Origin of the sequence: Streptomyces canus 299MFChir4.1 (genome assembly GCF_000383615.1) — a bacterium.
Classification (GTDB): domain Bacteria; phylum Actinomycetota; class Actinomycetes; order Streptomycetales; family Streptomycetaceae; genus Streptomyces; species Streptomyces canus_C.
Map to the genome: position 1 here is coordinate 93,691 of NZ_KB911607.1, position 20,935 is coordinate 114,625.

15 protein-coding genes are annotated in these 20,935 nt (G+C 70.4%); 4 read left to right on the forward strand and 11 right to left on the reverse strand.

What is annotated here, in order from left to right; all coding sequences use genetic code 11:
* Nucleotides 1-293: 293 nt before the first annotated feature.
* The gene (locus H293_RS0136150) at nucleotides 294-3,158 is read left to right on the forward strand and encodes a glycoside hydrolase family 3 C-terminal domain-containing protein (protein ID WP_020122691.1); all 2,865 of its coding nucleotides are present in this window, start codon (nucleotides 294-296) and stop codon (nucleotides 3,156-3,158) included.
* 96 nt (nucleotides 3,159-3,254) lie between these two features.
* On the opposite strand, the gene H293_RS0136155 is transcribed toward H293_RS0136150, so the two are convergent.
* The 3 genes from H293_RS0136155 to H293_RS0136165 form a co-directional block, all read right to left on the reverse strand.
* Nucleotides 3,255-4,700, reverse strand: a complete 1,446-nt coding sequence (locus H293_RS0136155; RefSeq protein ID WP_020122692.1) for an aldehyde dehydrogenase family protein — start codon at nucleotides 4,698-4,700, stop codon at nucleotides 3,255-3,257.
* A gap of 94 nt (nucleotides 4,701-4,794) precedes the next feature.
* Nucleotides 4,795-6,453 (reverse strand): PucR family transcriptional regulator, encoded by a 1,659-nt coding sequence (locus tag H293_RS0136160; RefSeq protein ID WP_020122693.1) that lies wholly within the window; start codon nucleotides 6,451-6,453, stop codon nucleotides 4,795-4,797.
* A 129-nt stretch (nucleotides 6,454-6,582) separates the two neighbouring features.
* Complete coding sequence (locus tag H293_RS0136165; RefSeq protein ID WP_020122694.1) at nucleotides 6,583-8,712, reverse strand: hypothetical protein; 2,130 nt, start codon at nucleotides 8,710-8,712, stop codon at nucleotides 6,583-6,585.
* A 252-nt stretch (nucleotides 8,713-8,964) separates the two neighbouring features.
* Here H293_RS0136165 and gabT point away from each other — a divergent pair, with 252 nt between their 5' ends.
* Nucleotides 8,965-10,299, forward strand: coding sequence for a 4-aminobutyrate--2-oxoglutarate transaminase (gene gabT / locus H293_RS0136170; protein ID WP_020122695.1), 1,335 nt, complete (start codon nucleotides 8,965-8,967; stop codon nucleotides 10,297-10,299).
* A gap of 223 nt (nucleotides 10,300-10,522) precedes the next feature.
* Complete coding sequence (locus H293_RS50650; protein WP_028808498.1) at nucleotides 10,523-11,314, forward strand: phosphatase PAP2 family protein; 792 nt, start codon at nucleotides 10,523-10,525, stop codon at nucleotides 11,312-11,314.
* Nucleotides 11,315-11,446: 132 nt separating this feature from the next.
* Here H293_RS50650 and H293_RS0136180 read toward each other — a convergent pair whose 3' ends face one another.
* The 7 genes from H293_RS0136180 to H293_RS0136210 all read right to left on the reverse strand — a co-directional run bounded on the left by H293_RS0136180 (nucleotide 11,447) and on the right by H293_RS0136210 (nucleotide 19,161).
* Nucleotides 11,447-11,902 carry a hypothetical protein gene (locus H293_RS0136180; protein WP_007385017.1) on the reverse strand — a complete coding sequence of 152 codons (456 nt, stop codon included), beginning with the start codon at nucleotides 11,900-11,902 and terminating at the stop codon, nucleotides 11,447-11,449.
* A 120-nt stretch (nucleotides 11,903-12,022) separates the two neighbouring features.
* Complete coding sequence (locus H293_RS0136185; RefSeq protein WP_020122697.1) at nucleotides 12,023-13,426, reverse strand: NAD(P)/FAD-dependent oxidoreductase; 1,404 nt, start codon at nucleotides 13,424-13,426, stop codon at nucleotides 12,023-12,025.
* Between the two features lie 2 nt (nucleotides 13,427-13,428).
* A complete protein-coding gene (locus H293_RS0136190) occupies nucleotides 13,429-14,229 on the reverse strand; it encodes an ABC transporter permease (protein WP_020122698.1) in 801 nt (266 codons plus the stop codon).
* On the reverse strand, nucleotides 14,230-15,159 hold the full coding sequence (locus H293_RS0136195; protein ID WP_020122699.1) for an ABC transporter permease: 930 nt from the start codon (nucleotides 15,157-15,159) through the stop codon (nucleotides 14,230-14,232). It abuts the gene before it with no gap.
* The gene (locus H293_RS0136200; protein ID WP_020122700.1) at nucleotides 15,159-16,325 is read right to left on the reverse strand and encodes an ABC transporter ATP-binding protein; all 1,167 of its coding nucleotides are present in this window, start codon (nucleotides 16,323-16,325) and stop codon (nucleotides 15,159-15,161) included. The genes H293_RS0136195 and H293_RS0136200 overlap by 1 nt, the downstream gene beginning before the upstream one ends.
* Nucleotides 16,322-17,569 (reverse strand): ABC transporter substrate-binding protein, encoded by a 1,248-nt coding sequence (locus H293_RS0136205; protein WP_020122701.1) that lies wholly within the window; start codon nucleotides 17,567-17,569, stop codon nucleotides 16,322-16,324. The genes H293_RS0136200 and H293_RS0136205 overlap by 4 nt, the downstream gene beginning before the upstream one ends.
* Nucleotides 17,570-17,625: 56 nt before the next feature.
* Nucleotides 17,626-19,161: a gamma-aminobutyraldehyde dehydrogenase gene (locus tag H293_RS0136210; protein WP_020122702.1), complete on the reverse strand. Its 1,536-nt coding sequence runs from the start codon at nucleotides 19,159-19,161 to the stop codon at nucleotides 17,626-17,628.
* A gap of 211 nt (nucleotides 19,162-19,372) precedes the next feature.
* On the opposite strand from H293_RS0136210, the gene H293_RS0136215 reads away from it, so the two are divergent.
* On the forward strand, nucleotides 19,373-19,942 hold the full coding sequence (locus tag H293_RS0136215; RefSeq protein ID WP_020122703.1) for an NADAR family protein: 570 nt from the start codon (nucleotides 19,373-19,375) through the stop codon (nucleotides 19,940-19,942).
* Nucleotides 19,943-19,992: 50 nt separating this feature from the next.
* Here the strand turns inward: H293_RS0136215 and H293_RS0136220 are convergent, their stop codons facing one another.
* Complete coding sequence (locus H293_RS0136220; protein ID WP_028808500.1) at nucleotides 19,993-20,664, reverse strand: DUF4190 domain-containing protein; 672 nt, start codon at nucleotides 20,662-20,664, stop codon at nucleotides 19,993-19,995.
* Nucleotides 20,665-20,935 lie beyond the last annotated feature (271 nt).

A 20,935-nucleotide genomic window follows, 5' to 3' on the forward strand; every position in this document is an offset into this window, starting at 1 on the left:
GGCGGTGGAGCCGTCGGCTGCGGTGTCTTGAGTGGAACTGGCTGAGCTGAAGCGATGCTTCGACTGTGTGACGGAATCCGTAGTCGAAGCGCTTCGATGTTGCTGTGAGGTTAAGTGAACACCCAGGGGTGCACAAGGGTCGTTCCCAAGATTCCTGCGCGGTAGAAGAGGTGACCTTTTCTTATGCACCGCCTGAAGTGACGGTGTCGATCTCTTGACACCCACCCCGGTGCCGAATGAGCATCGAAGCGCTTCGAAAGCATCGAATCGATCCATCGCAAGGGGATCCCCACGTGACCGCACACCCGCCGCACACACCGCCGTTTCGCGATCCGCACCTGCCGTTCGCGAAGCGCATCGACGATCTGCTGACGCGGCTGACCCTCGACGAGAAGATCGGATTCCTGCACCAGTGCGCCCCCGCCGTCGAACGCCTCGGCATCCAAGCGTTCCGCACCGGCCAGGAGGCGCTGCACGGCGTCGCGTGGATGGGCCCGGCGACGGTCTTCCCGCAGGCGGTGGGCCTCGGCGCGACCTGGAACACCGAGCTCGTACGGCGGGTCGGCGAGGCGGTGTCCAAGGAGGTCCGGGCGATGCGCGCCCGCGACGACAGGGTCGGCCTCAACGTCTGGGCACCGACGGTCAATCTGCTCCGCCATCCGCTGTGGGGCCGTAACGAGGAGGGTTATTCGGAGGACCCGAAGCTCACCTCGGCCATCGCCACCGCCTACACCCACGGGCTGCGCGGCGATCACCCCACGTACTGGCGCACGGCCCCGGTGCTCAAGCACTGGCTGGCCCACAACAACGAGACGGACCGGGCCACTTCGTCGAGCTCGGTGCGTCCGCGCGTGCTGCACGAGTACGACCTGCGCGCCTTCCGCGAGGCGGTCGAGGCGGGCGCGGTGGCCGGGGTGATGCCGGCGTACAACCTGGTCAACGGCCGCCCCAACCACGTCTCGCCCTATCTGCGCGAGCACCTGCGTGCCTGGACTCAGGAGGAGCTGCTGGTCTGCTCGGACGCGGGCGCGCCCTCCAACCTGGTCGATCACGAGCACTACTTCGACACCCACGAGGAGGCCACCGCGGCCTCCCTCAGGGCCGGCGTCGACAGCTTCACCGACCACGGCACGGACAGCTCGCAGATGATCGCGCGCATCCAGGGGGCCCTCGACCAGGGCCTGCTGACCGAGGCCGAGATCGACACCGCGGTCCGCCGGCAGCTCTCGGTCCGCTTCCGGCTCGGCGAGTTCGACCCGCAGCACGACCCGTACGCGGACGTCCGGGACTTCGACACCCCGGCACACCGGGCGCTCGCCCAGGAGACCGCCGAGCAGGCGATCGTGCTGCTCAGGAACGACGGCGTGCTCCCACTCGCCCCCGACACCCGGCTCGCCGTGGTCGGTCTGCTCGCCGACGAGTGCAAGCTGGACTGGTACAGCGGCACCCTCATCCACCGCTCCACCCCGCTGGAGGGGCTGTACGAGCGCTTCGGCGCCGAGCGGGTGGAGTTCGCGGAGGGCGTGGACCGGGTCCGGCTCAAGACCTCCGCCGGGACGTTTCTGCACGTCCTGACCTCCGAGCACGACGAGGACGCGGTGCGCGGCGCCGAGGGCGCCCTGGATCCGGCGCTGCTCGCGGGGCGCACGGACCTGCCCCCGCTGACGACCGACGCGACCGGCACCGAGTTCGCGCTGATCGACTGGGACGAGGGCGTCCTCACGCTGCGCGCCCCTGACGGCCGTTATCTCTCCGTCGCCGAGGACGGCTACCTGCGCGCCTCGGCCGACCAGCCCGGAGGCTGGATCGTCCAGGAGACCTTCCGCCTGGAACCGCACGGCAGCGGTCACCTCCTCAGGCACATCGGTACGGGCCGCCACGTCACTGTCGCCGCGGACGGAGTGAAGGTTGCCGACGAAAACGGCGGGAACGCGGAACCCGAGGCGAAGCCGGAGACCTTCACGCTGATCATCGCCGAACGCGGCGAGGACGCAGTGACCCGCGTCACGTCCGAGGCCGACGTGGTCCTGGTCGTCGCGGGCAACGACCCGCACATCAACGGCCGCGAGACCGAGGACCGCGCCTCCCTGCGACTCCCCGCCCACCAGGAACGCCTGCTGCGGGCGGCGCGCGCCGCGAACCCCCGGACGGTGCTGGCGCTGGTCTCGGCCTACCCGTACGCGGTCGACACGTCGGACCTGGCCGCGGCCCTCTGGACAGCCCACGGCGGCCAGGCGGCCGGCACCGCCCTGGCCCGCGTCCTGGCCGGTGACGTCTCCCCCGCAGGCCGCCTTCCGCAGACCTGGTACGAGAGCGACGCCGACCTGCCCGGCCTCCTCGACTACGACGTCGTCGGCAGCCGTCAGACCTACCTGTACTTCGAGGGCACGCCCCTGTTCCCGTTCGGGCACGGGCTGTCGTACACGTCCTTCTCGTACGGCGACCTCACGGCCCGTATGACGAAAGGGGCGCTGCACGTCTCGTTCACGATCACGAACACCGGTGACGTCACCGCCGACGAGGTCGCCCAGCTCTACACCCGGGCGATCGACCCGGCCCTCCCCCGCCCGCGCCGTGAGCTGGTGGCCCACCGGCGGGTGACGCTCGCCCCGGGCGCCGAGGAGGAGCTGTCCTTCGAAGTCCCGCTGCGCGCCTTCGAGTTCTGGGACGTGGCGCGGGGCCGGTGGCGTCTGGAGCCGGGCCCGTACGAGCTCCTGGCCGGTGCCTCCAGCGAGGACATCCGGCTGCGCACGACGGTGCTGCTCGACGGTGAGCCCGGCGCACCGCGGCCCGTGCTCCAACGGGGCCTGGAGGGCGCGGACTTCGACGAACACAGTGGCGTCGAGATCGTCGACCGGACGAGGACGGCGGGCGACGCGGTGACGGCCGCCGAGGGCGGTGCCGGTGAACTGGTCTACCGGGACTGCGACTTCGGCGACGGCGTCACCGAGGTGACGGTGACGGTGTCCGGCAAGGGCTCGGTCGAACTGTCGCTGGACGGGGGCGCGGTGCTCGCCACCTGGGAGGTGAAGGAGTCCGACTCCGGACCGTACGACTACACCACCCTCGGCGCCGGGATCGTCGCCGAGGGCGTGCACGACGTGCACCTCGGGCTGCGCGGCCCGCTGCGGCTCGCGCACGTCGGCTTCTCCGGTTGAGGGACCGGAACGGCTGACGACAAGAAGAGGCCCGGCACCGGAAGGCATCGGTGCCGGGCCTCTCCGAGAACCCTATATGGAAACGATTCCCATTAACTAGAGGGCGAGGCCGGTCAGCACCAGCACCCGCTCGTACGTGTAGTCGTCCATCGCGAACCGCACGCCCTCGCGGCCCACACCGGACTGCTTGACGCCGCCGTACGGCATCTGGTCGGCACGGTAGGAGGGCACGTCACCGATGACCACGCCGCCGACCTCAAGAGCGCGATGAGCGCGGAAGGCTGCCTGGAGGTCGTGGGTGAACACACCCGCCTGGAGGCCGTACTTGGAGGCGTTGACCGCGGCGAAGGCCTCCGTCTCGCCGTCCACCTTCTGCACGGTGAGGACGGGTCCGAAGACCTCCTCGCAGGAGATCGTGGTGTCGGCCGGGACGTCGGCGAGGACGGTCGGCGCGTAGGAGGCGCCGTCGCGGTCGCCGCCGGTGAGCAGGGTGGCGCCCGCCTCGACGGCCTCCTTCACCCACGCCTCGACCCGCACCGCCGCGTCCTCGCTGACCAGCGGGCCGACATCGGTCTTGTCGTCGCCCGGGTCGCCGGTGACCTGGGCCCCGACGGCGGCGACGATCCGCGGCAGCAGCCGGTCGTACACCGACGCGTCGGCGATCACCCGCTGCACGGAGATGCAGGACTGGCCGCCCTGGTAGTTGGAGAAGGTCGCGATGCGGGTCGCGGCCCAGTCGAGGTCCTCGTCGCTCGCGTAGTCGCCGAGGACGACCGCGGCGCCGTTGCCGCCCAGCTCCAGGGTGCAGTGCTTGCGGGGCACCGAGTCCATGATCGCGTAACCGACCTTCTCGGAACCGGTGAAGGAGATCACGGGCAGCCGCTCGTCCTGGACCAGGGCGGGCATCCGGTCGTTCGGGACGGGCAGGATGCTCCACGCGCCGGCGGGCAGCTCGGTCTCGGCGAGCAGCTCGCCGATGATCAGCCCGGACAGCGGGGTCGCCGGGGCCGGCTTCAGGATGATCGGCGCGCCGGCCGCGATCGCCGGGGCGATCTTGTGGGCGCAGAGGTTGAGCGGGAAGTTGAAGGGCGCGATCCCGAGCACGACCCCCTTCGGGAAGCGCCGGGTCAGCGCGAGCCGGCCCTGGCCGCCGAGGTCGGTGTCCAGGCGCTGGGCCTCACCGCCGTTGAACCGCCGGGCCTCCTCAGCGGCGAACCGGAACACGGAGACGGCACGGCCGACCTCCCCCCGGGCCCACTTGATCGGCTTGCCGTTCTCGGCGGAGATCAGCCGCGCGATCTCCTCCGTGCGCTCGACGAGCCTGCGGCTGACGTGGTCGAGGGCGGCGGCGCGGACGTGGGCGGGAGTGGCGGCGAACTCGTCCCGTACGGCGTACGCGGCGGCCACGGCCTCCTCGATCTGCTCGTCGTCCGGCACGGCGACCTTGCCGACGAGCCGGCCGTCCCACGGGGAGGTGACGTCGAAGGTGTCCTCGCCGGTGACCTGGCGGCCGGCGAGCCAGAAGGCGTGGGTGGAAGTCATGTCCCCACGGTAGGGCCGGGAGGGCGGGATCGAATTTGTCCGGGGTGTAGCAGTGGAGCACTTGGACACTCCGGTTCGGCACTCCCGGCGAGGCCTACTCCGCCGAGGCCGTCTTCAGCGCCAGCCACAGCTCCATGCGCGCGTCCGGATCGTCCAGGGAGCGGCCCAGGATCTCCTCGACCCTGCGCATCCGGTACCGCAGGGTGTGCCGGTGGACGCCCAGGTCGGCGGCGGCCGCGTCCCACTGGCCGTGCCGGGAGAGCCAGGCCCGCAGCGAGGCGACCAGGTCGCCCCGGCCGGTCGCGTCGTGCTCGTACAGCGGCCGCAGCAGCCCGTCCGCGAAGGCCCGCACCGCGTCGTCGGCGAGCAGCGGCAGCACCGATCCTGAGGCCAGTTGTTCGTGCTCGACGTACACCCGGCCCCGCCGCCGGGCCACCGAGAGTGCCTGCTCGGCCTGCTTGTAGGCGGCCGCGGCGGCGATCGGCCCGGCAGGGGCCGAGACGCCGACGACCAGTTCGCCCTCGTCCCCGGCGGCAGTCTGCTCGCGGGTGCGCGCCGCCTCCAGGGCCACCGTGTACTCCGCGCACGCGGAGACGGCGGCCCCGCCGTCCGCGGCCAGCACCACCAGCCGCTCCCCCTCGGGCACCACGAGCACGCTCTCCCCGGAGCGGGCCGCCGCGGACTCCACGATCTCGGTGAGCGCCCCGAGCGGATCGCCGTTCATGTCGGCGGCCGCGGCGAGCGCGGCGGCGGACGGGACCCGCGCGGGGGTGTCGGCGGCGATCCGGACCGACGACACGACCGCCGTCTCCGCCACGATCAGCCGGAAGGGCGCGTCCAGGAGCCCGCCGTACAGGTCGCCCGCGACGGTGCGCGCGTGCTCCGGCTCCCCCGCGAGCAGCATCCGCAGTACGGCCGTCCCGATCCGTTGCTCGGCGGCCTGCAGCGAGCGGGAGCGCTCGGTGGTGAGCGTCAGCAGCGCGATCGCCGAGTGCACCGCGTACCGCTCCGCCGTACCCAGCGTGGCGGCCGTCCCCACCGCCAGCGCGGCCCGCGGCCGCCGCCCGGTGCCCAGGGAGTGCAGCTCCACGCGGTCGTCGTTGTCGGGAGGGCCGGCTCCGCCGACCACGGAGGAGGCGGGCGCGGGCCGCTCCCGCAGTCGTTCCACGTCGGCGGTGAGACGCGCGGCCCGGCGGCCGGCCCACTCCGGCGCGGCGGCGACGACCGCGCCCGAGGCGTCGTAGAGCGCCGCCCAGCCGTCCACCTGGGAGGCGAGCGCGGCGAGCAGCCCTTCCGGGCCGTCGGTCAGCGTCTGCCTGGTCAGTTCGCGCTGGGCGGCGAAGCCCGCGGTGACGGACCGGTACTGGTCGGCCGCGATCGCCGCGGACACGGCCTTGCTGATGGCGAGGAAGGGGGTGCGGCGCGGCACTTCGAGCAGCGGGAGCCCCTCGTCGCGGGCCGCGTCGACCAGGGCCCCGGGGATGTCGTCGTAGTTGACCCCGACGGCGAACCCGAGTCCGACCACCCCGGCCCCGGCCAGTCGCTTCACGTACCGCCGCATCGCCTCCGGGTCCTCCGCGTCCAGCTTCAGGGCGGTGATCAGCAGCAGCTCCCCGCCCTCCATGTAGGGGACGGGATCGGCGAGCTCGCTCACGTGCGCCCAGCGGACGGGGACGTCCAGCCGGTCCTCGCCCGCGCGCACGGTCAGCTTGAGCGCGGAGTGGTGGACGAGCGAGGCGAGGGTGGGTGGCATGGGCCCTGGGCCTTCGAAGAGGTGTGCGGAGAAGCGAGCAGAGGAACGTGCGCAGGTGGGTGATCTTTTGGCCGCCGTGTATGAACGGCCTGTACCGATTCTGCCTCACCGTACGGTCCTCAGGTCACGTCATCCCCGCAGATCCACCAGCAGCGGCGGCGCGTGCTCACCCGTCACCGTGGTCAGCGACAGCACCGCGTGCCCGGGCGGAACCGCGTGCGCCAGTTCGGACGCGGACCACCGTTCCCGCTCGACCTGCCGTACGGTCACCGCCCGCGCGGTCGGCGCCTTGCCGGTGATGACCTGGCGCACCGCGTGCAGCACCTTGCCGGCCGGGGTCTCGGCGATGATCTGCCGGTCGGTGACGTCCCGCGCCTCGATCCACTCCTTGCCCCACACCTCGGCGAAGTCCTGCCCGTCCCACGGAGTGAGCCCGGACAGCGCCATCCGGCACCCGATGGCACCGAGCAGGGGCCCGCGCAGCGGCCGCGGTACGTCGTCCAGCGTCCGCAGCGTCAGCACCACTCCGGCGTTTCCGGACCGCAGCCGCTGCACGCCCCGTACCGCCTCGGGCGTCACGATCCCCGTGGCGTCGTCGACGACCAGACAGGCGAACAGCGACCGGTCCTCGCGCACCGCGACGCTCGCCGTGAACTGCGCGAGCACCAGCCGCGCCAGAATCCGGGAGGCGTCGGCGTGCCCGCGCTGGGGCAGGTCGATCCGGACCCGGACGGGGTGGTCGAGGGCCTTCAGCGAGAACGGCCGCGACTGCCCGGACGGATCGGAGCCCGCACTGTGGAAGAAGGACGCGAACGCGGGCCGGTCGAGCAGCGCGATCCGGTCCGCGAGGATGCCCCCCACATCCCCCGGATTCCCCATCTGCCGCTCCCGCGCGTCGAGTTCCCGCAGCAGCGACTCCTGCCCGGAGTCCTCGAGCCCCTTCCGCAGCGCGGCCATCGGCCCGGGCGCCCCGTCGAGCAGCTGCCGCAGCTCCGGTACGGAGGGGAAGCGGCCGTGAACCGCCCGGAACGGCCCGAGGAGCTGGGCGAGCACGGTGGTGGACCGCCGGGTGTCGCCCCCCTGGTGCGGCTCGGCGAGGTCCCCGACGAGCGCCTCGGCGAGCACGGCCGCGGCCTCGTCCGGATCGGTCGTGCCCCCGTACAGGTCGAGGTCGTACACCGACTCCGGATTGCCGATCTGTACGACGACGTCGTAGGAGTCGGCGGGACCGAGCCCCGCGCCCGCGGCACCGACCACCACGACGGCGGCCCGCCCTGCGAGCGCGTGCAGACACAGCGACTCGGCGATCGGCCTGACGACGGTCCCGGTCTTCCCGGACCCGGCCGGCCCGACGGCGAGCAGCGAGGTCCCGAGCAGCTCGGGGTCGAGCCCGAGCCCGGCCCCCCGGTACGCGTACGGGTTGCGGGCGTCGTCGGCGGTGGTCCCCAGCCGCACCTGGCCGGTGAGGAGATCATGCCGGGCGAGCCGGGCGGGCAGGTCCCGCTCCCCGGACGGGTGCAGACAGGCGGCGGCGCCCTCCTGGAGCACGGCACCGGTGAACGTGGCGAGGCTGAACCGGCCACTGCGCACGCCCTGCCAGGCCCGCGTGATCCGGGCATGGTCCACGTCCCGCATCAACCCAGCCCTGGCCTCGGCGGCAAGCCGCTCGGCGGCGTCGCCGGCACCGGCGGCCCGGAGCTGGGGCCATTCGGCGGGGTCTTCGGCAGGCGCCGGGGCGGGCTGCTGCTGCCGCGGCGGCTTCCGGCGCAGGTGCGGCAGGACGAAGCGACGCCACACCTCACTCCAGCGGCCGAGGCGCCCTACGACGATCATGATGACGAGAGCGACGATCAGCTCGTACCCCTCGTACAGAAGGTAGTTGCCGACGCCACTGCCGCCGCCGCGCCAGGCATCGGGGATGAGCAGCTTGAACGGCAGGAGCCACCAGTCGCCGACATACCCGTTCTGAAGCAGCGACCAGACGAGCCATCCGACGAGAAACGCGATCAGCGCGCCACTGATCAGCTGGCGCCCGGGGATGAGCTCCGGTTCCGCCTCCGGCCGGGGCCGGTGGCCGAACCGCCACACCCCGGGCAGCGTCTCGGGCCGAGGCGTCCGCAGCCATGTCAGGAACGCCGAGCTGCCCGTGAGCGAGGAAACCGAGGGCGCTTCCGTGGGCATCGGCGGCATCGCCCCCCGTGCCCGCGGCACAGGATTCGCATGCGTACCCCGCGCGTCCTGCGTCCCGTCGCTGTCCATCGCCCCTGCTCCCCGACCAGCCGTTCCGTCCACCGTCAGCGGTCAATCTAACGCGCCCGCAAAGGGAGTTCACCGATTGCGGGGCCGCGCCGTCACACCGTCCCGGAAACGGGCTATGTCCACCACGGACAACGCGCTCCCGCGACAACGCCCACATGGAGCATGCCCACCCCCCGTCCCCCGTCCTAGCCTGCGAGAAAAGACTGGACACAGTCCGCGACATCTCCGCCCGCAACACCCCAGGAGCCCCTCATGAACGCACTTCCGCAGGAGCGCCGCGTCGTCACCGCCATCCCCGGACCCAAGTCGCAGGAGCTGCAGGCCCGCCGGGTCGCCGCGGTCGCGCAGGGTGTGGGGTCCGTACTGCCCGTCTTCACGGCGCGCGCGGGCGGCGGGATCATCGAGGACGTCGACGGGAACCGGCTGATCGACTTCGGTTCGGGCATCGCCGTGACGTCCGTCGGCGCCTCCGCCGAGGCCGTCGTGCGCCGGGCCTCCGCCCAGCTCGCCGACTTCACCCACACCTGTTTCATGGTCACCCCCTACGAGGGCTACGTGGAGGTCGCCGAGGCCCTCGCCGAGCTCACCCCGGGTGACCACGCCAAGAAGTCGGCCCTGTTCAACAGCGGCGCCGAGGCCGTCGAGAACGCCGTCAAGATCGCGCGGGCGTACACCAAGCGGCAGGCCGTCGTCGCGTTCGACCACGGCTACCACGGCCGCACCAACCTCACCATGGCGCTGACCGCGAAGAACATGCCGTACAAGCACGGCTTCGGACCCTTCGCCCCCGAGGTGTACCGCGTGCCCGTCGCGTACGGCTACCGCTGGCCCACCGGCCCCGAGAACGCCGGGCCCGAGGCCGCCGCCCAGGCCATCGACCAGATCACCAAGCAGGTCGGCCCGGAGAACGTCGCCGCGATCATCATCGAGCCGGTGCTCGGCGAGGGCGGCTTCATCGAGCCGGCTAAGGGCTTCCTGCCGGCGATCAGCCAGTTCGCCCAGGACAACGGAATCGTGTTCGTGGCGGACGAGATCCAGTCCGGCTTCTGCCGCACCGGCCAGTGGTTCGCCTGCGAGGACGAGGGCATCGTCCCGGACCTGATCACCACCGCCAAGGGCATCGCCGGCGGTCTTCCGCTCGCCGCCGTCACCGGCCGCGCCGAGATCATGGACGCCGCCCACGCCGGCGGTCTCGGCGGCACGTACGGCGGCAACCCGGTCGCATGCGCCGGCGCGCTCGGCGCCATCGAGACGATGAAGGAGCTCGACCTCAACGCGCGGGCGAAGGCGATCGAGGCCACGATGAAGGCCCGTCTGACCGCGATGGCCGAGAAGTTCGACATCGTCGGCGACATCCGCGGCCGCGGCGCCATGATCGCCATCGAGCTCGTCAAGGACCGTACGACCAAGGAGCCGAACCCGGAGGCGACCGCCGCGCTCGCCAAGGCGTGCCACCAGGAGGGCCTGCTGGTCCTGACCTGTGGCACCTACGGCAACGTGCTGCGCTTCCTGCCCCCGCTCGTCATCGGCGAGGACCTGCTGAACGAGGGCCTCGACATCATCGAGCAGGCCTTCGCCGGCATCTGACGTCTCGGGGGCAACACGGCAGGTCGGAAGCGGACCCGCGCCTTCCGACCTCAGCCGTCACAGCCCTGACACCCCTTGGGATTCCGGGGCTGCGGTGGCGAGCGGCAGAGGGTGTGAAGAAGGTGTGCGAGGTGGCCGTGAGGATGGGATTCTGTCTGTCGTACGCCGTCGCGCTGCCGTAGGTTTTATCGAGATGAGAGATACACCCCGCCCACAGGGGACTGTGGGCGACATCAGGCCGGGGCCTCCCCAGCTTCGACCTGGTCGTGCCCTCGCGCACACAACTGGAGCTTCCGGCTCTGGATCTCTTCACCGATCGGACAGTCGCCCGCCCCAAACCCCCCGGGGCGGCCGGCAACCCGATCTGATCGGCCGCCCCGGAACCACCCCCCCTGTTCCGGGGCGGCCGGCCTTCCTCATCCTCCTTCTCGGAATTCCTGCCCTCCTCTTCGCCCTGATCACCTGGCAGGTCGTCGAGGACGGGCCGCTTCTGCGTGTCGACGAGCGGGTCAGCCGCGCCCTGGTCCATCCGGACCGCGTCTCGGCGGGCCTCTCCGACCTGGGCAATGCCGAGGTCGCGATCCCGGTCCTGGCCGTGGCTCTTCTCTGGTCGGCCTGGCAGGCGCGTCGCGCCGGTACGGACCGCTGGTGGCTGCCGTCCACCGCGGCGGCCGTCCTGATGGCCCTGGTCCCGGCCCTGGTGGTCCCCCTGAAGGAACTCATCGACCGTCCGGGCACGGCCGTGTCGTCCGGGACCGGCTACTACCCCTCGGGCCACACCGCCACGGCCGCCGTCGCGTACGGCGCCGCCACCCTCCTGGTCCTGCCCTGGCTGCGGTCCACCCGGACCCGCCGCGCACTCGTCATCGGCTACGGCCTTCTCATCCTCGGCGTCTCCTTCGGCCTGGTCCGCCGCGGCTGGCACTGGCCCCTGGACGTGGTGGGCAGCTGGTGCCTCTGCACGGTCCTGCTGCTCGGACTCTGGCTCTTCCTGGCACGGCACAGCCGCCGCTGAACTCCTGGGCACACTGGGCGTGGTCGCTGTCGGCGGGGGAGGCCCGCAGCGCCGCACTCCCACTGTGCACAGGAGTCCTCGACTCCGCGTCGGCCGCACGGGCGGCCGACGAGGCGTGCTGTGACCGTCGGCTCAGCCGTCGCCCTCCGTCGCCAGGCCCGCCGCCGCCTCGTGCATCGCGAGTTCCAGCAGCGCCGGATCGACGAGGATGCCGGAGCCGTCCGGCGGGACCAGCCAGCGCACCCCTCCCCCGGCCACCCGGCCCGGATACGGCACGACGATCCAGGTACCGGCGCCGGCCGTACGGATACCGGTGCCCAGCCAGCGGGCCGCGGTGCCCGGCGGCACGAAGAACCCCATGCGCGCGTCGCCGAAGTCGACGAGCACCGGGCCGAGCCGGTCGAGGATGCGGGTCAGGACATCGAGCGTCGGATAGCCCAGCTCGCCCGGCAGGATCAGTACGTCCCAGGCCTTGCCGGCCGGAAGCAGCGCCACCCCGAGGGGGTTGCGCTCCCACTCCCAGCGGCACGCCTCGGGATCCGGTGCGACGGATGCCAGCCACTCGACCGCCGTCTTCGCCCCAGTCATGAGAAGACCTCCCTTTCTCTCGTCGACGCCTGTCGCGTCACGAGGGAGAGGAAGGTCTCCCGGCGAGCATTACGCGGGTTCTGACCACCCGTTGGAGTGAATCAGATCACATACGATCGTTCAGCTGTCGAATCCCAGACCGAACCTGTCCATGGTCCGCAGCCACAGGTTGCGCCGCCCGCCGTGCGCGTCGGCCCGGGCCAGGGACCACTTGGTGAGGGCGATGCCGGTCCAGGCGAAGGGTTCCGGCGGGAACGGCAGCGGCTTCTTGCGGACCATCTCCAGCGAGGTCCGCTCGGTGGTCTCCCCGGCCAGCAGGTCCAGCATCACGTCCGCCCCGAACCGGGTCGCCCCGACGCCGAGCCCCGTGTAGCCGGCCGCGTACGCCACCTTGCCGTGGTGGGCGGTGCCGTAGAACGCGGAGAACCGCGAGCAGGTGTCGATCGCGCCGCCCCACGCGTGCGTGAAGCGGACGCCCTCCAGTTGCGGGAAGCAGGTGAAGAAGTGCCCCGCGAGCTTGGCGTAGGTCTTCGGCCGGTCGTCGTACTCGGCCCGCACCCGGCCGCCGTACGGGTAGACCGCGTCGTAGCCGCCCCACAGGATGCGGTTGTCGGCGGAGAGCCGGAAGTAGTGGAACTGGTTGGCGCTGTCCCCGAGCCCCTGGCGGTTCTTCCAGCCGATCGACGCGAGCTGCTGCTCGCTCAGCGGCTCGGTCATCAGGGCGTAGTCGTAGACCGGCACGGTGTACGCCCGCACCCGCTTGACCAGGTTCGGGAAGATGTTCGTGCCGAGCGCGACCTTCCGGGCCCGGACGGAGCCGTACGGAGTGCGTACGGCCATGCCGGCGCCGTGCGTCCGCAGAGTGAGGGCGGGGGTGTGCTCCCAGATGCGGACGCCGAGCCTCAGACACGCCCGCTTCAGGCCCCACACGAGCTTGGCCGGGTTGAGCATGGCCACGCCCCGGCGGTCCCACAGCCCGGCCTCGAAGGTCGGTGAGGCGACCTGTTCGCGCATCGCGTCGGCGTCCAGGAAGTCGACGCCGCCGGCCAGGCCCTTCTCCTGGAGCTCCTCGTACCAGTCACGCAGTTCCCGGGCCTGGTACGGCTCGGTCGCCACGTCGATCTCGCCGGTGCGCTCGAACTCGCAGTCGAGATCGTGCCGGGCGATCGCCTTCTCGATCTCGTCGAGGTTGCGGGCGCCCAGCTCCTCCAGCTTGTGGATCTCGTCCGGCCAGCGGGTCAGCCCGTTGGACAGGCCGTGGGTGAGGGAGGCGGCGCAGAAGCCGCCGTTGCGACCGGAGGCGGCCCAGCCCACCTCGCGGCCTTCCAGCAGGACGACATCCCGCCCCGGATCGCGCTCCTTCGCGTTGAGCGCGGTCCACAATCCGCTGTAGCCGCCGCCCACCACCAGCAGGTCGCAGGTCTCGGCGCCGGTGAGGGCGGGCTCGGGGTGGGGTCTGTCGGGGTCGTCCAGCCAGTACGGGACCGGCCGGGCTTCGGAAAGTGCCTTTGTCCAACGGCTCATGCCTACGCCTTTTGCCTGTTCCGACGATTTCCGATGACCATCGAGACCAGCACGAGCAGCACGGCGACGAGGAACATGGTCGTACCGATGACATTGATCTGCACGGGCGTGCCGCGCTGTGCCGAACCCCAGACGAACATGGGGAAGGTGACGGTCGAGCCCGCGTTGAAATTGGTGATGATGAAATCGTCGAAGGAGAGCGCGAAGGACAGCAACGCGCCCGCGGCGATTCCGGGCGCCGCGATGGGCAGGGTCACCCGGAGGAAGGTCTGGACGGGACTCGCGTACAGATCCCGGGCTGCCTCCTCCAGGCGCGGGTCCATCGACATCACGCGCGCCTTGACGGCGACGACGACAAAGCTGAGGCAGAACATGATGTGGGCGATCAGAATCGTCCAGAAACCCAGCTGAGCACCCAGGTTGAGGAACAGGGTGAGCAGCGAGGCCGCCATGACGACCTCGGGCATCGCCATCGGCAGGAAGATCAGCGAGTTCACGGTGCCCCGCGCGCGGAACCGGTAACGGACCAGCGCGAAGGCGATCATGCTGCCGAGGACGGTCGCGCCGACCGTCGCCCAGAAGGCGATCTGGAGGCTGATCGACAGCGAGCCGCACATGTCGGCGACGCCGCAGGGGTCCTTCCAGGCGTCCGTGGAGAACTGCTGCCACTGGTAGTTGAAGCGCCCCTTCGGTTTGTTGAAGGAGAACACCGTGACGACGATGTTCGGCAGCAGGAGATATCCGAGAGTCAGCAGTCCCGCGATGACGACGAAATGACGCTTGAGCCAGTTGACGAGGGCCATTTAAACCAGATCCTCCGTCCCGGACTTGCGGATGTAGAAGGTGACCATGAGGAGAATCGCGGCCATGAGGATGAAGGAGAGGGCTGCCGCCGTCGGATAGTCCAGAATCCGCAGGAACTGGGTCTGGATGACGTTTCCGATCATGCGCGTGTCGGTCGAGCCGAGGAGTTCGGCGTTGACGTAGTCGCCGGCCGCCGGGATGAAGGTCAGCAGCGTCCCGGAGACCACGCCCGGCATCGACAGCGGGAAGGTCACCTTGCGGAAGGTGGTGACCGGCTTGGCGTACAGATCGCCCGCCGCCTCGTGCAGCCGCCCGTCGATCCGCTCCAGCGAGGTGTACAGCGGCAGGATCATGAACGGCAGGAAGTTGTACGTCAGACCGCACACCACCGCGAGCGGCGTGGCCAGGACGCGGTCGCCGGTGGTCCAGCCGAGCCAGCTGGTGACGTCCAGGACGTGCAGGCTGTTGAGGGCGCCGACGACCGGACCGCCGTCCGCGAGGATCGTCTTCCAGGCGAGGGTGCGGATCAGGAAGCTGGTGAAGAACGGCGCGATCACCAGGACCATGATCAGGTTTCGCCAGCGCCCCGCGCGGAAGGCGATGAGGTAGGCGAGCGGATACCCGAGCACCAGGCAGAGGATCGTCGCGGCACCGGCGTACAGGATCGACCGCAGGAACTGCGGCCAGTAGTCGGCCAGCGCGTCCCAGTAGGTCGCGAAGTGCCAGGTGACCTTGTAACCGGTTTCCAGGGAGCCCGTCTGCACGGACGTGGAGGCCTGGTAGATCATCGGCAGCGCGAAGAAGACCAGCAGCCACAGGATGCCGGGCAGCAGCAGCCAGTACGGCGTGAAGCGGCCCCTCTTGCGCGGGGGCTTCTTCCCGGGCGCGGTCGGGCTGAGAGGCGGGGGCGCCTCGGTGAGCGTCGCCATCAGACCGTCGCCTCTTCCTGGATACCGGCGTCGATGTCCTGGGCGGCGTCGAGGCCGAAGGTGTGCGCCGGGTTCCAGTGCAGGACGACCTCGGCGCCGGGCACGAGCCGGTCGTCGCGGTCGATGTTCTGGGCGTAGACCTCGAACTCGGGGCAGACGGGGCTGTCGATGACGTACTGCGTGGAGACACCGATGAAGGAGGAGTCGGCGATCTTCCCGGTGATCCGGTTGCGACCGTCCGGAATCTCCCCGGCCTCGTCGGCGTGGGCGAGGGAGATCTTCTCGGGCCGGACGCCGACCAGCACCTTGCCGCCGGTCGTGGTCGGCCCGGCGTACCGCGCTTCGGGCAGCACCAGCTTCCCGCCGCCCGCCTTCAGCACGATCTCGCCGCCGCTCTTGGAGTCGACCTCGGCCTCGATGAGGTTGGAGGTGCCGAGGAAGTTGGCGACGAAGGTGGTGTTCGGGTTCTCGTACAGGTCGGTCGGCGAGCCGAGCTGCTCGACGCGGCCCGCGTTCATCACGGCGACCGTGTCGGCCATGGTCATGGCCTCCTCCTGGTCGTGCGTGACATGCACGAAGGTGATGCCGACCTCGGTCTGGATGCGCTTGAGCTCCAGCTGCATCTGGCGGCGCAGCTTGAGGTCGAGGGCGCCGAGTGGCTCGTCGAGGAGCAGCACCTTGGGCGTGTTGATCAGAGCCCGCGCCACGGCGACCCGCTGCTGCTGGCCACCGGACAGCTGGTGCGGCTTCTTGCGGGCCTGCTCCCCCAGCTGCACGAGCTCCAGCATGTCCTCGACCTGCTTCTTCACCGACTTGATGCCACGCCGGCGCAGGCCGAAGGCGACATTCTCGAAGATGTCGAGGTGCGGGAAGAGGGCGTAGGACTGGAAGACGGTGTTCACCGGCCGCTTGTAGGGCGGCAGCCGGGTGACCTCCTGGTCGCCGAGGTGCACGGTGCCCGTCGTGGGCTCCTCAAGACCGGCGATCATGCGCAGGGTGGTCGTCTTGCCGCAGCCGGAGGCGCCGAGCAGGGCGAAGAAGGAGCCCTGCGGGACGGTCAGGTCGAGCGGCTGTACGGCGGTGAAGCCGTTGTCGTACGTCTTGCTGATCCCGGCGAGGCGGACGTCGCCGCTGTTGTCGGTGTTCTTGTTCGTCACGGTGATCACGCCCCAGTCAGCTTCGCGAACTTCTCTTCAAAGGCCGTCTCTTCCTTCGCGCTCAGGGAGCGGAAGGCGTGCGACTTGGCGGCCATGGCCTTGTCGGGGATGATCAGCGGGTTGTTCGCCGCATCCGGGTCGATCTTCGCCAGCTCGGGCTTCACACCGTCGACGGGCGACACGTAGTTGATGTACGCGGCGAGTTCGGCGGCCGGCTTCGGCTGGTAGTAGAAGTCGATGAGCCGCTCGGCGTTCGTCTTGTGACGGGCCTTGTTGGGGATCAGCATGTTGTCGGTCGACGTCATGTATCCGCTGTCCGGGATGATGAAGTCGATGTCCGGGCTGTCGGCCTTCAACTGGACGACGTCACCGGCCCAGGCGACACAGGCCGCGAAGTCTCCGCTGGTCAGGTCGGAGGTGTAGTCGTTGCCTGTGAAGCGGCGGATCTGCCCCTTGTCGACGGCCTTCTGGAGCCGCGCGATGGCCGCGTCGTAGTCGTCGGCGGTGAAGTGCGCCGGGTCCTTGCCCATGTCGAGCAGGGTCATCCCGATGCTGTCGCGCATCTCCGACAGGAAGCCGACCCGGCCCTTGAGCTTGGTGTTGTCGAGCAGATCGGAGATCGACTTCACCTCTTGGCCGTCGAGGGCCTTCTTGTTGTAGGCGATGACGGTCGAGATGCCCTGCCACACATAGGAGTACGCCCGCCCCGGGTCCCAGTCGGGGTCACGGAACTGCTGGGACAGGTTGGCGTAGGCGTGCGGCAGGTTGGAGGAGTCCAGTTTCTGGACCCACCCCAGCCGGATGAGCCGCGCGGCGAGCCAGTCGGTGAGCACGATGATGTCGCGCCCGGTGTCCTGCCCGGCCGCCAACTGCGGCTTGATCTTCCCGAAGAACTCGACGTTGTCGTTGATGTCCTCGGTGTACTTGACCGAGATACCGGTCTGCTTCTTGAACTGGTCGAGCGTGGGATGGTGCTTCTCGCTCTCGTCCACGTCGATGTACTCGGTCCAGTTGGAGAAGTTGACGGTCTTCTCCTTGGCCGAGTGGTCCTCCGCGGAGACGCCGCCCTGGGTGTTGCCGGCCGCGGGGATGCCGCAGGCGCTCAGCGTCCCGAGGCCGCCGACCGCGAGCGCACCGCCCGCGGAAGCGCGCAACAGGGACCGCCGGGTCATGGCGGCCCGGCCATTGCGGAAACTGCGCCGCATGGCGGCCACTTGGGCCGGTGACAGGCGGTCGGGCTCGTACTGCTCCATGCGCTGGTGCCCTTTCGGGAAAGTGGGCGGCCGCGGGTCGGGCGGCCTGTATACGGCTATCGGTCCCCGAAGATCGTGCGGTGCCAGTCCTTCCTGACAACCGCCGTATTGTCGAACATAACGTGCTTGATCTGGGTGTACTCCTCGAACGAGTACGAGGACATGTCCTTGCCGAAGCCGGACGCCTTGTACCCGCCGTGCGGCATCTCGCTGATGATCGGGATGTGGTCGTTGACCCACACGCACCCGGCCTTGATCTCCCGGGTGGCCCGGTTCGCCCGGTAGACGTCCCGGCTCCAGGCGGAGGCGGCGAGCCCGTACGGGGTGTCGTTGGCGAGCCGGATGCCCTCGTCGTCACTGTCGAAGGGCAGCACGACGAGGACCGGCCCGAAGATCTCGGACTGGACGATCTCGCTGTCCTGAGCGGCGTCGGCGACCAGCGTCGGCTTGTAGTACGCCCCCTTGGCGAGCTCCCCGCCCGGCGCCTCCCCGCCGGCCACCACGCGCGCGTAGCCACGCGCACGGTCGACGAACCCGGCGACCCGGTCCCGCTGCACATGCGAGATGAGCGGCCCGAGATCGGTACCGGCGGCGAACGGATCGCCGAGCCGGACGCTCTCCATGAGCGCGGCGGTCCTCTCGACGAAGGCCTCGTACAGCGGTCGCTGCACATACGCGCGTGTGGCGGCCGTGCAGTCCTGCCCGGTGTTGATGAGCGCGCCCGCGACCGCCCCGTTGACGGCGGCCTCCAGGTCGGCGTCGTCGAAGACGACGAACGGAGCCTTGCCACCCAGCTCCAGATGGAGCCGCTTGACGGTGGCGGTGGCGATCTCGGCGACCCGCTTGCCGACGGCCGTAGACCCGGTGAAGGAGGTCATGGCCACGTCGGGATGCCCGACCAGCCGCTCCCCCGCCTCCTTCCCGGTCCCGGTGACGATGTTGATGACCCCGTCGGGAATTCCGGCGTCGGTGGCGGCCTGGGCGAAGAGAAGCGAGGTGAGCGGGGTGATCTCGGCGGGCTTCAGAACAATGGTGTTGCCCGCGGCGACGGCAGGAAGGATTTTCCAGGCGGCCATCTGCAGCGGGTAGTTCCAGGGCGCGATGGACCCGACGACACCGATGGGCTCCCGCCGGACGTACGACGTGTGGTCCCCGGAGTACTCACCGGCGGACTGCCCCTGAAGATGCCGAGCGGCCCCGGCGAAGAACGACGTGTTGTCGATGGTGCCCGGAACGTCGAACTCCCGGGTCAGCTTCAGCGGCTTCCCGCACTGGAGCGACTCCGCGCGGGCGAAGTCCTCGGCGCGCTCGGCGAGCAAGGCGGCGAACCGGTGCAGGGCGTCGGAACGGTCACCGGGCGTGGTGGCCGCCCAGCCCGGGAAGGCCGCGCGGGCCGCGGCGACCGCGGCATCGACGTCCTCGACGCCCGCCAGCTCATAGGTGAAGGCCTCCTCCCCGCTCGCGGGATCCACGACCGCGTGCGTACGACCGGAGGTCCCCTTGGTGAGACGCCCTCCGATGAACTGCGCGCCGTCGGCGAACCGCTCCTGGGCCGCGAACCGGTCCGGGGTGGCACTGCCCGGGTTGTGCATGTCGCTCTCCTCCGCCGTGACCCCGCGGTTACCGCGGGCGGGTGGCGTAGCTCCAGCTCGATTTGAGTGCCGATCCTGACAGAGCAATGACACTCCTACAAGTGATTCCGTTGTTGCCTTTCGGTTACGCGACGAAATCTGTCGACCAGGTGTCGAGTCGCCCCGGAAAAGGAAGGACGGAGTGTCAGTGGTTCCTGCCAGACTCGCGTGCATGGGGAAGATCACGGGGAAGATCGATTCACAGGATGCCCTGGTCAAGCAGGTCCGGGCCGGAGCGAAGGTCAAGTATCTGCACTTCTGGGGCCACCGCCCGCGCCCGGACGGCCAGGTGGGTGCGAGCTGTCTGAGCCAGTGGTGGCCGTCACCGTTCGTCGTGGACGGGCTGGCCTATGCGACCGCCGAGCACTGGATGATGGCGGGCAAGGCGCGGCTTTTCGAAGATCAGGAGGCAGAGCGGCGCGTGCTGGCCGCCGGGCACCCCTCCCAGGCCAAGAATGCGGGCCGTCTGGTCCGCGGCTTCGACGAGCAGACCTGGCAGCGCGAGCGCTTCGGGCTGGTCGTCGAGGGCAGCGTCCACAAGTTCGCGGCCCACGAAGACCTGCGGGAGTACCTCCTGAACACCGGCGACCGGATCCTGGTGGAGGCCAGTCCGGTGGACCGGGTGTGGGGCATCGGACTCGCGGCGGACGACGAGGCGGCGAGCGACCCCGAGCGCTGGCGAGGCCCCAACCTCCTGGGCTTCGCGCTCATGGAGGCGAGGGACCGCCTCAGAAACGCCTGAAGGGGACCCCCGCGTCGCGGCGGATCCCCTTCGTCCTTCCCCGTCCGGTACTACGCCACCGAGGTGGCCGTCGCCACGACGGCGAGGGACCCGTCGTAGTAGTCGGAGTCGTCCTCCGAGTTGATGGCGGCCGTGATGCCGATGATGAGCAAGACGACCACGGCGACGCCGATGATCGTCCCGATGATCCCCATGATGAACCCGGCCTGCGCCTGCCCGCGGTTGGTGGCCTCCCCCCGCTCGGCCTTCTTGCGCCCCTTGATCCCGAACACGATGGCGAGGACCCCGAGGATCACCGAGAGGATGCCGTACATGCAGAACAGGGCGCAGGACAGGATGCCCAGCACCATCGCGGCGACACCCATGCCGTTCTGCGGGGGCACGGGCGGGGCCCAGCCGCCGTACCCCTGCGGGCCCTGCGGATACGCCGGGTAGCCATAGCCGACGGGAGCGCCCGGCCCCTCGGGCCCGATGGGCGGCGGCGGCACGGCGGCGGGCCCACCGGGTATGCCCTGCTCGGGGGCCGGATAGCCGTATCCCGGAGCGGCCCCGGGAGGCGGGAAGCCGTAACCGCCGTCAGGCACCGACGTCACGGTGGCGTGATCATGCACGGACGGCGACGGCGGCTGCCCGGGCGAAGGACTCTTCTCCAACGAAGGCCCACTCTCCGGCGGCGCCCACGGATCCCGACCGTCCCCGCTCGACTGCGTTCCGTCCGCCATGCTCATGTCCCCCTAGGTCGTTCGTGCGGCCATGCTACGTGAGCGGTGAGCTGCGCTGCTTGGGCCTGGGCGCCTACGGGGGTGCCTCGCGATGTCGTCGGGCGGCTGCGGGTACGTGGGGGCTGGTCGCGCAGTTCCCCGCGCCCCTGGGTGGGTGCAGTCACCGGCGCCCCGACGGGCCGTTGGCCGCGTACGGCGGGCAGGGGACGGGGTGGGGGGTGTCCGCCCGCAGCGGCCGGCGTCCGTTACAGAGCCCTACTCAAAGGAACCG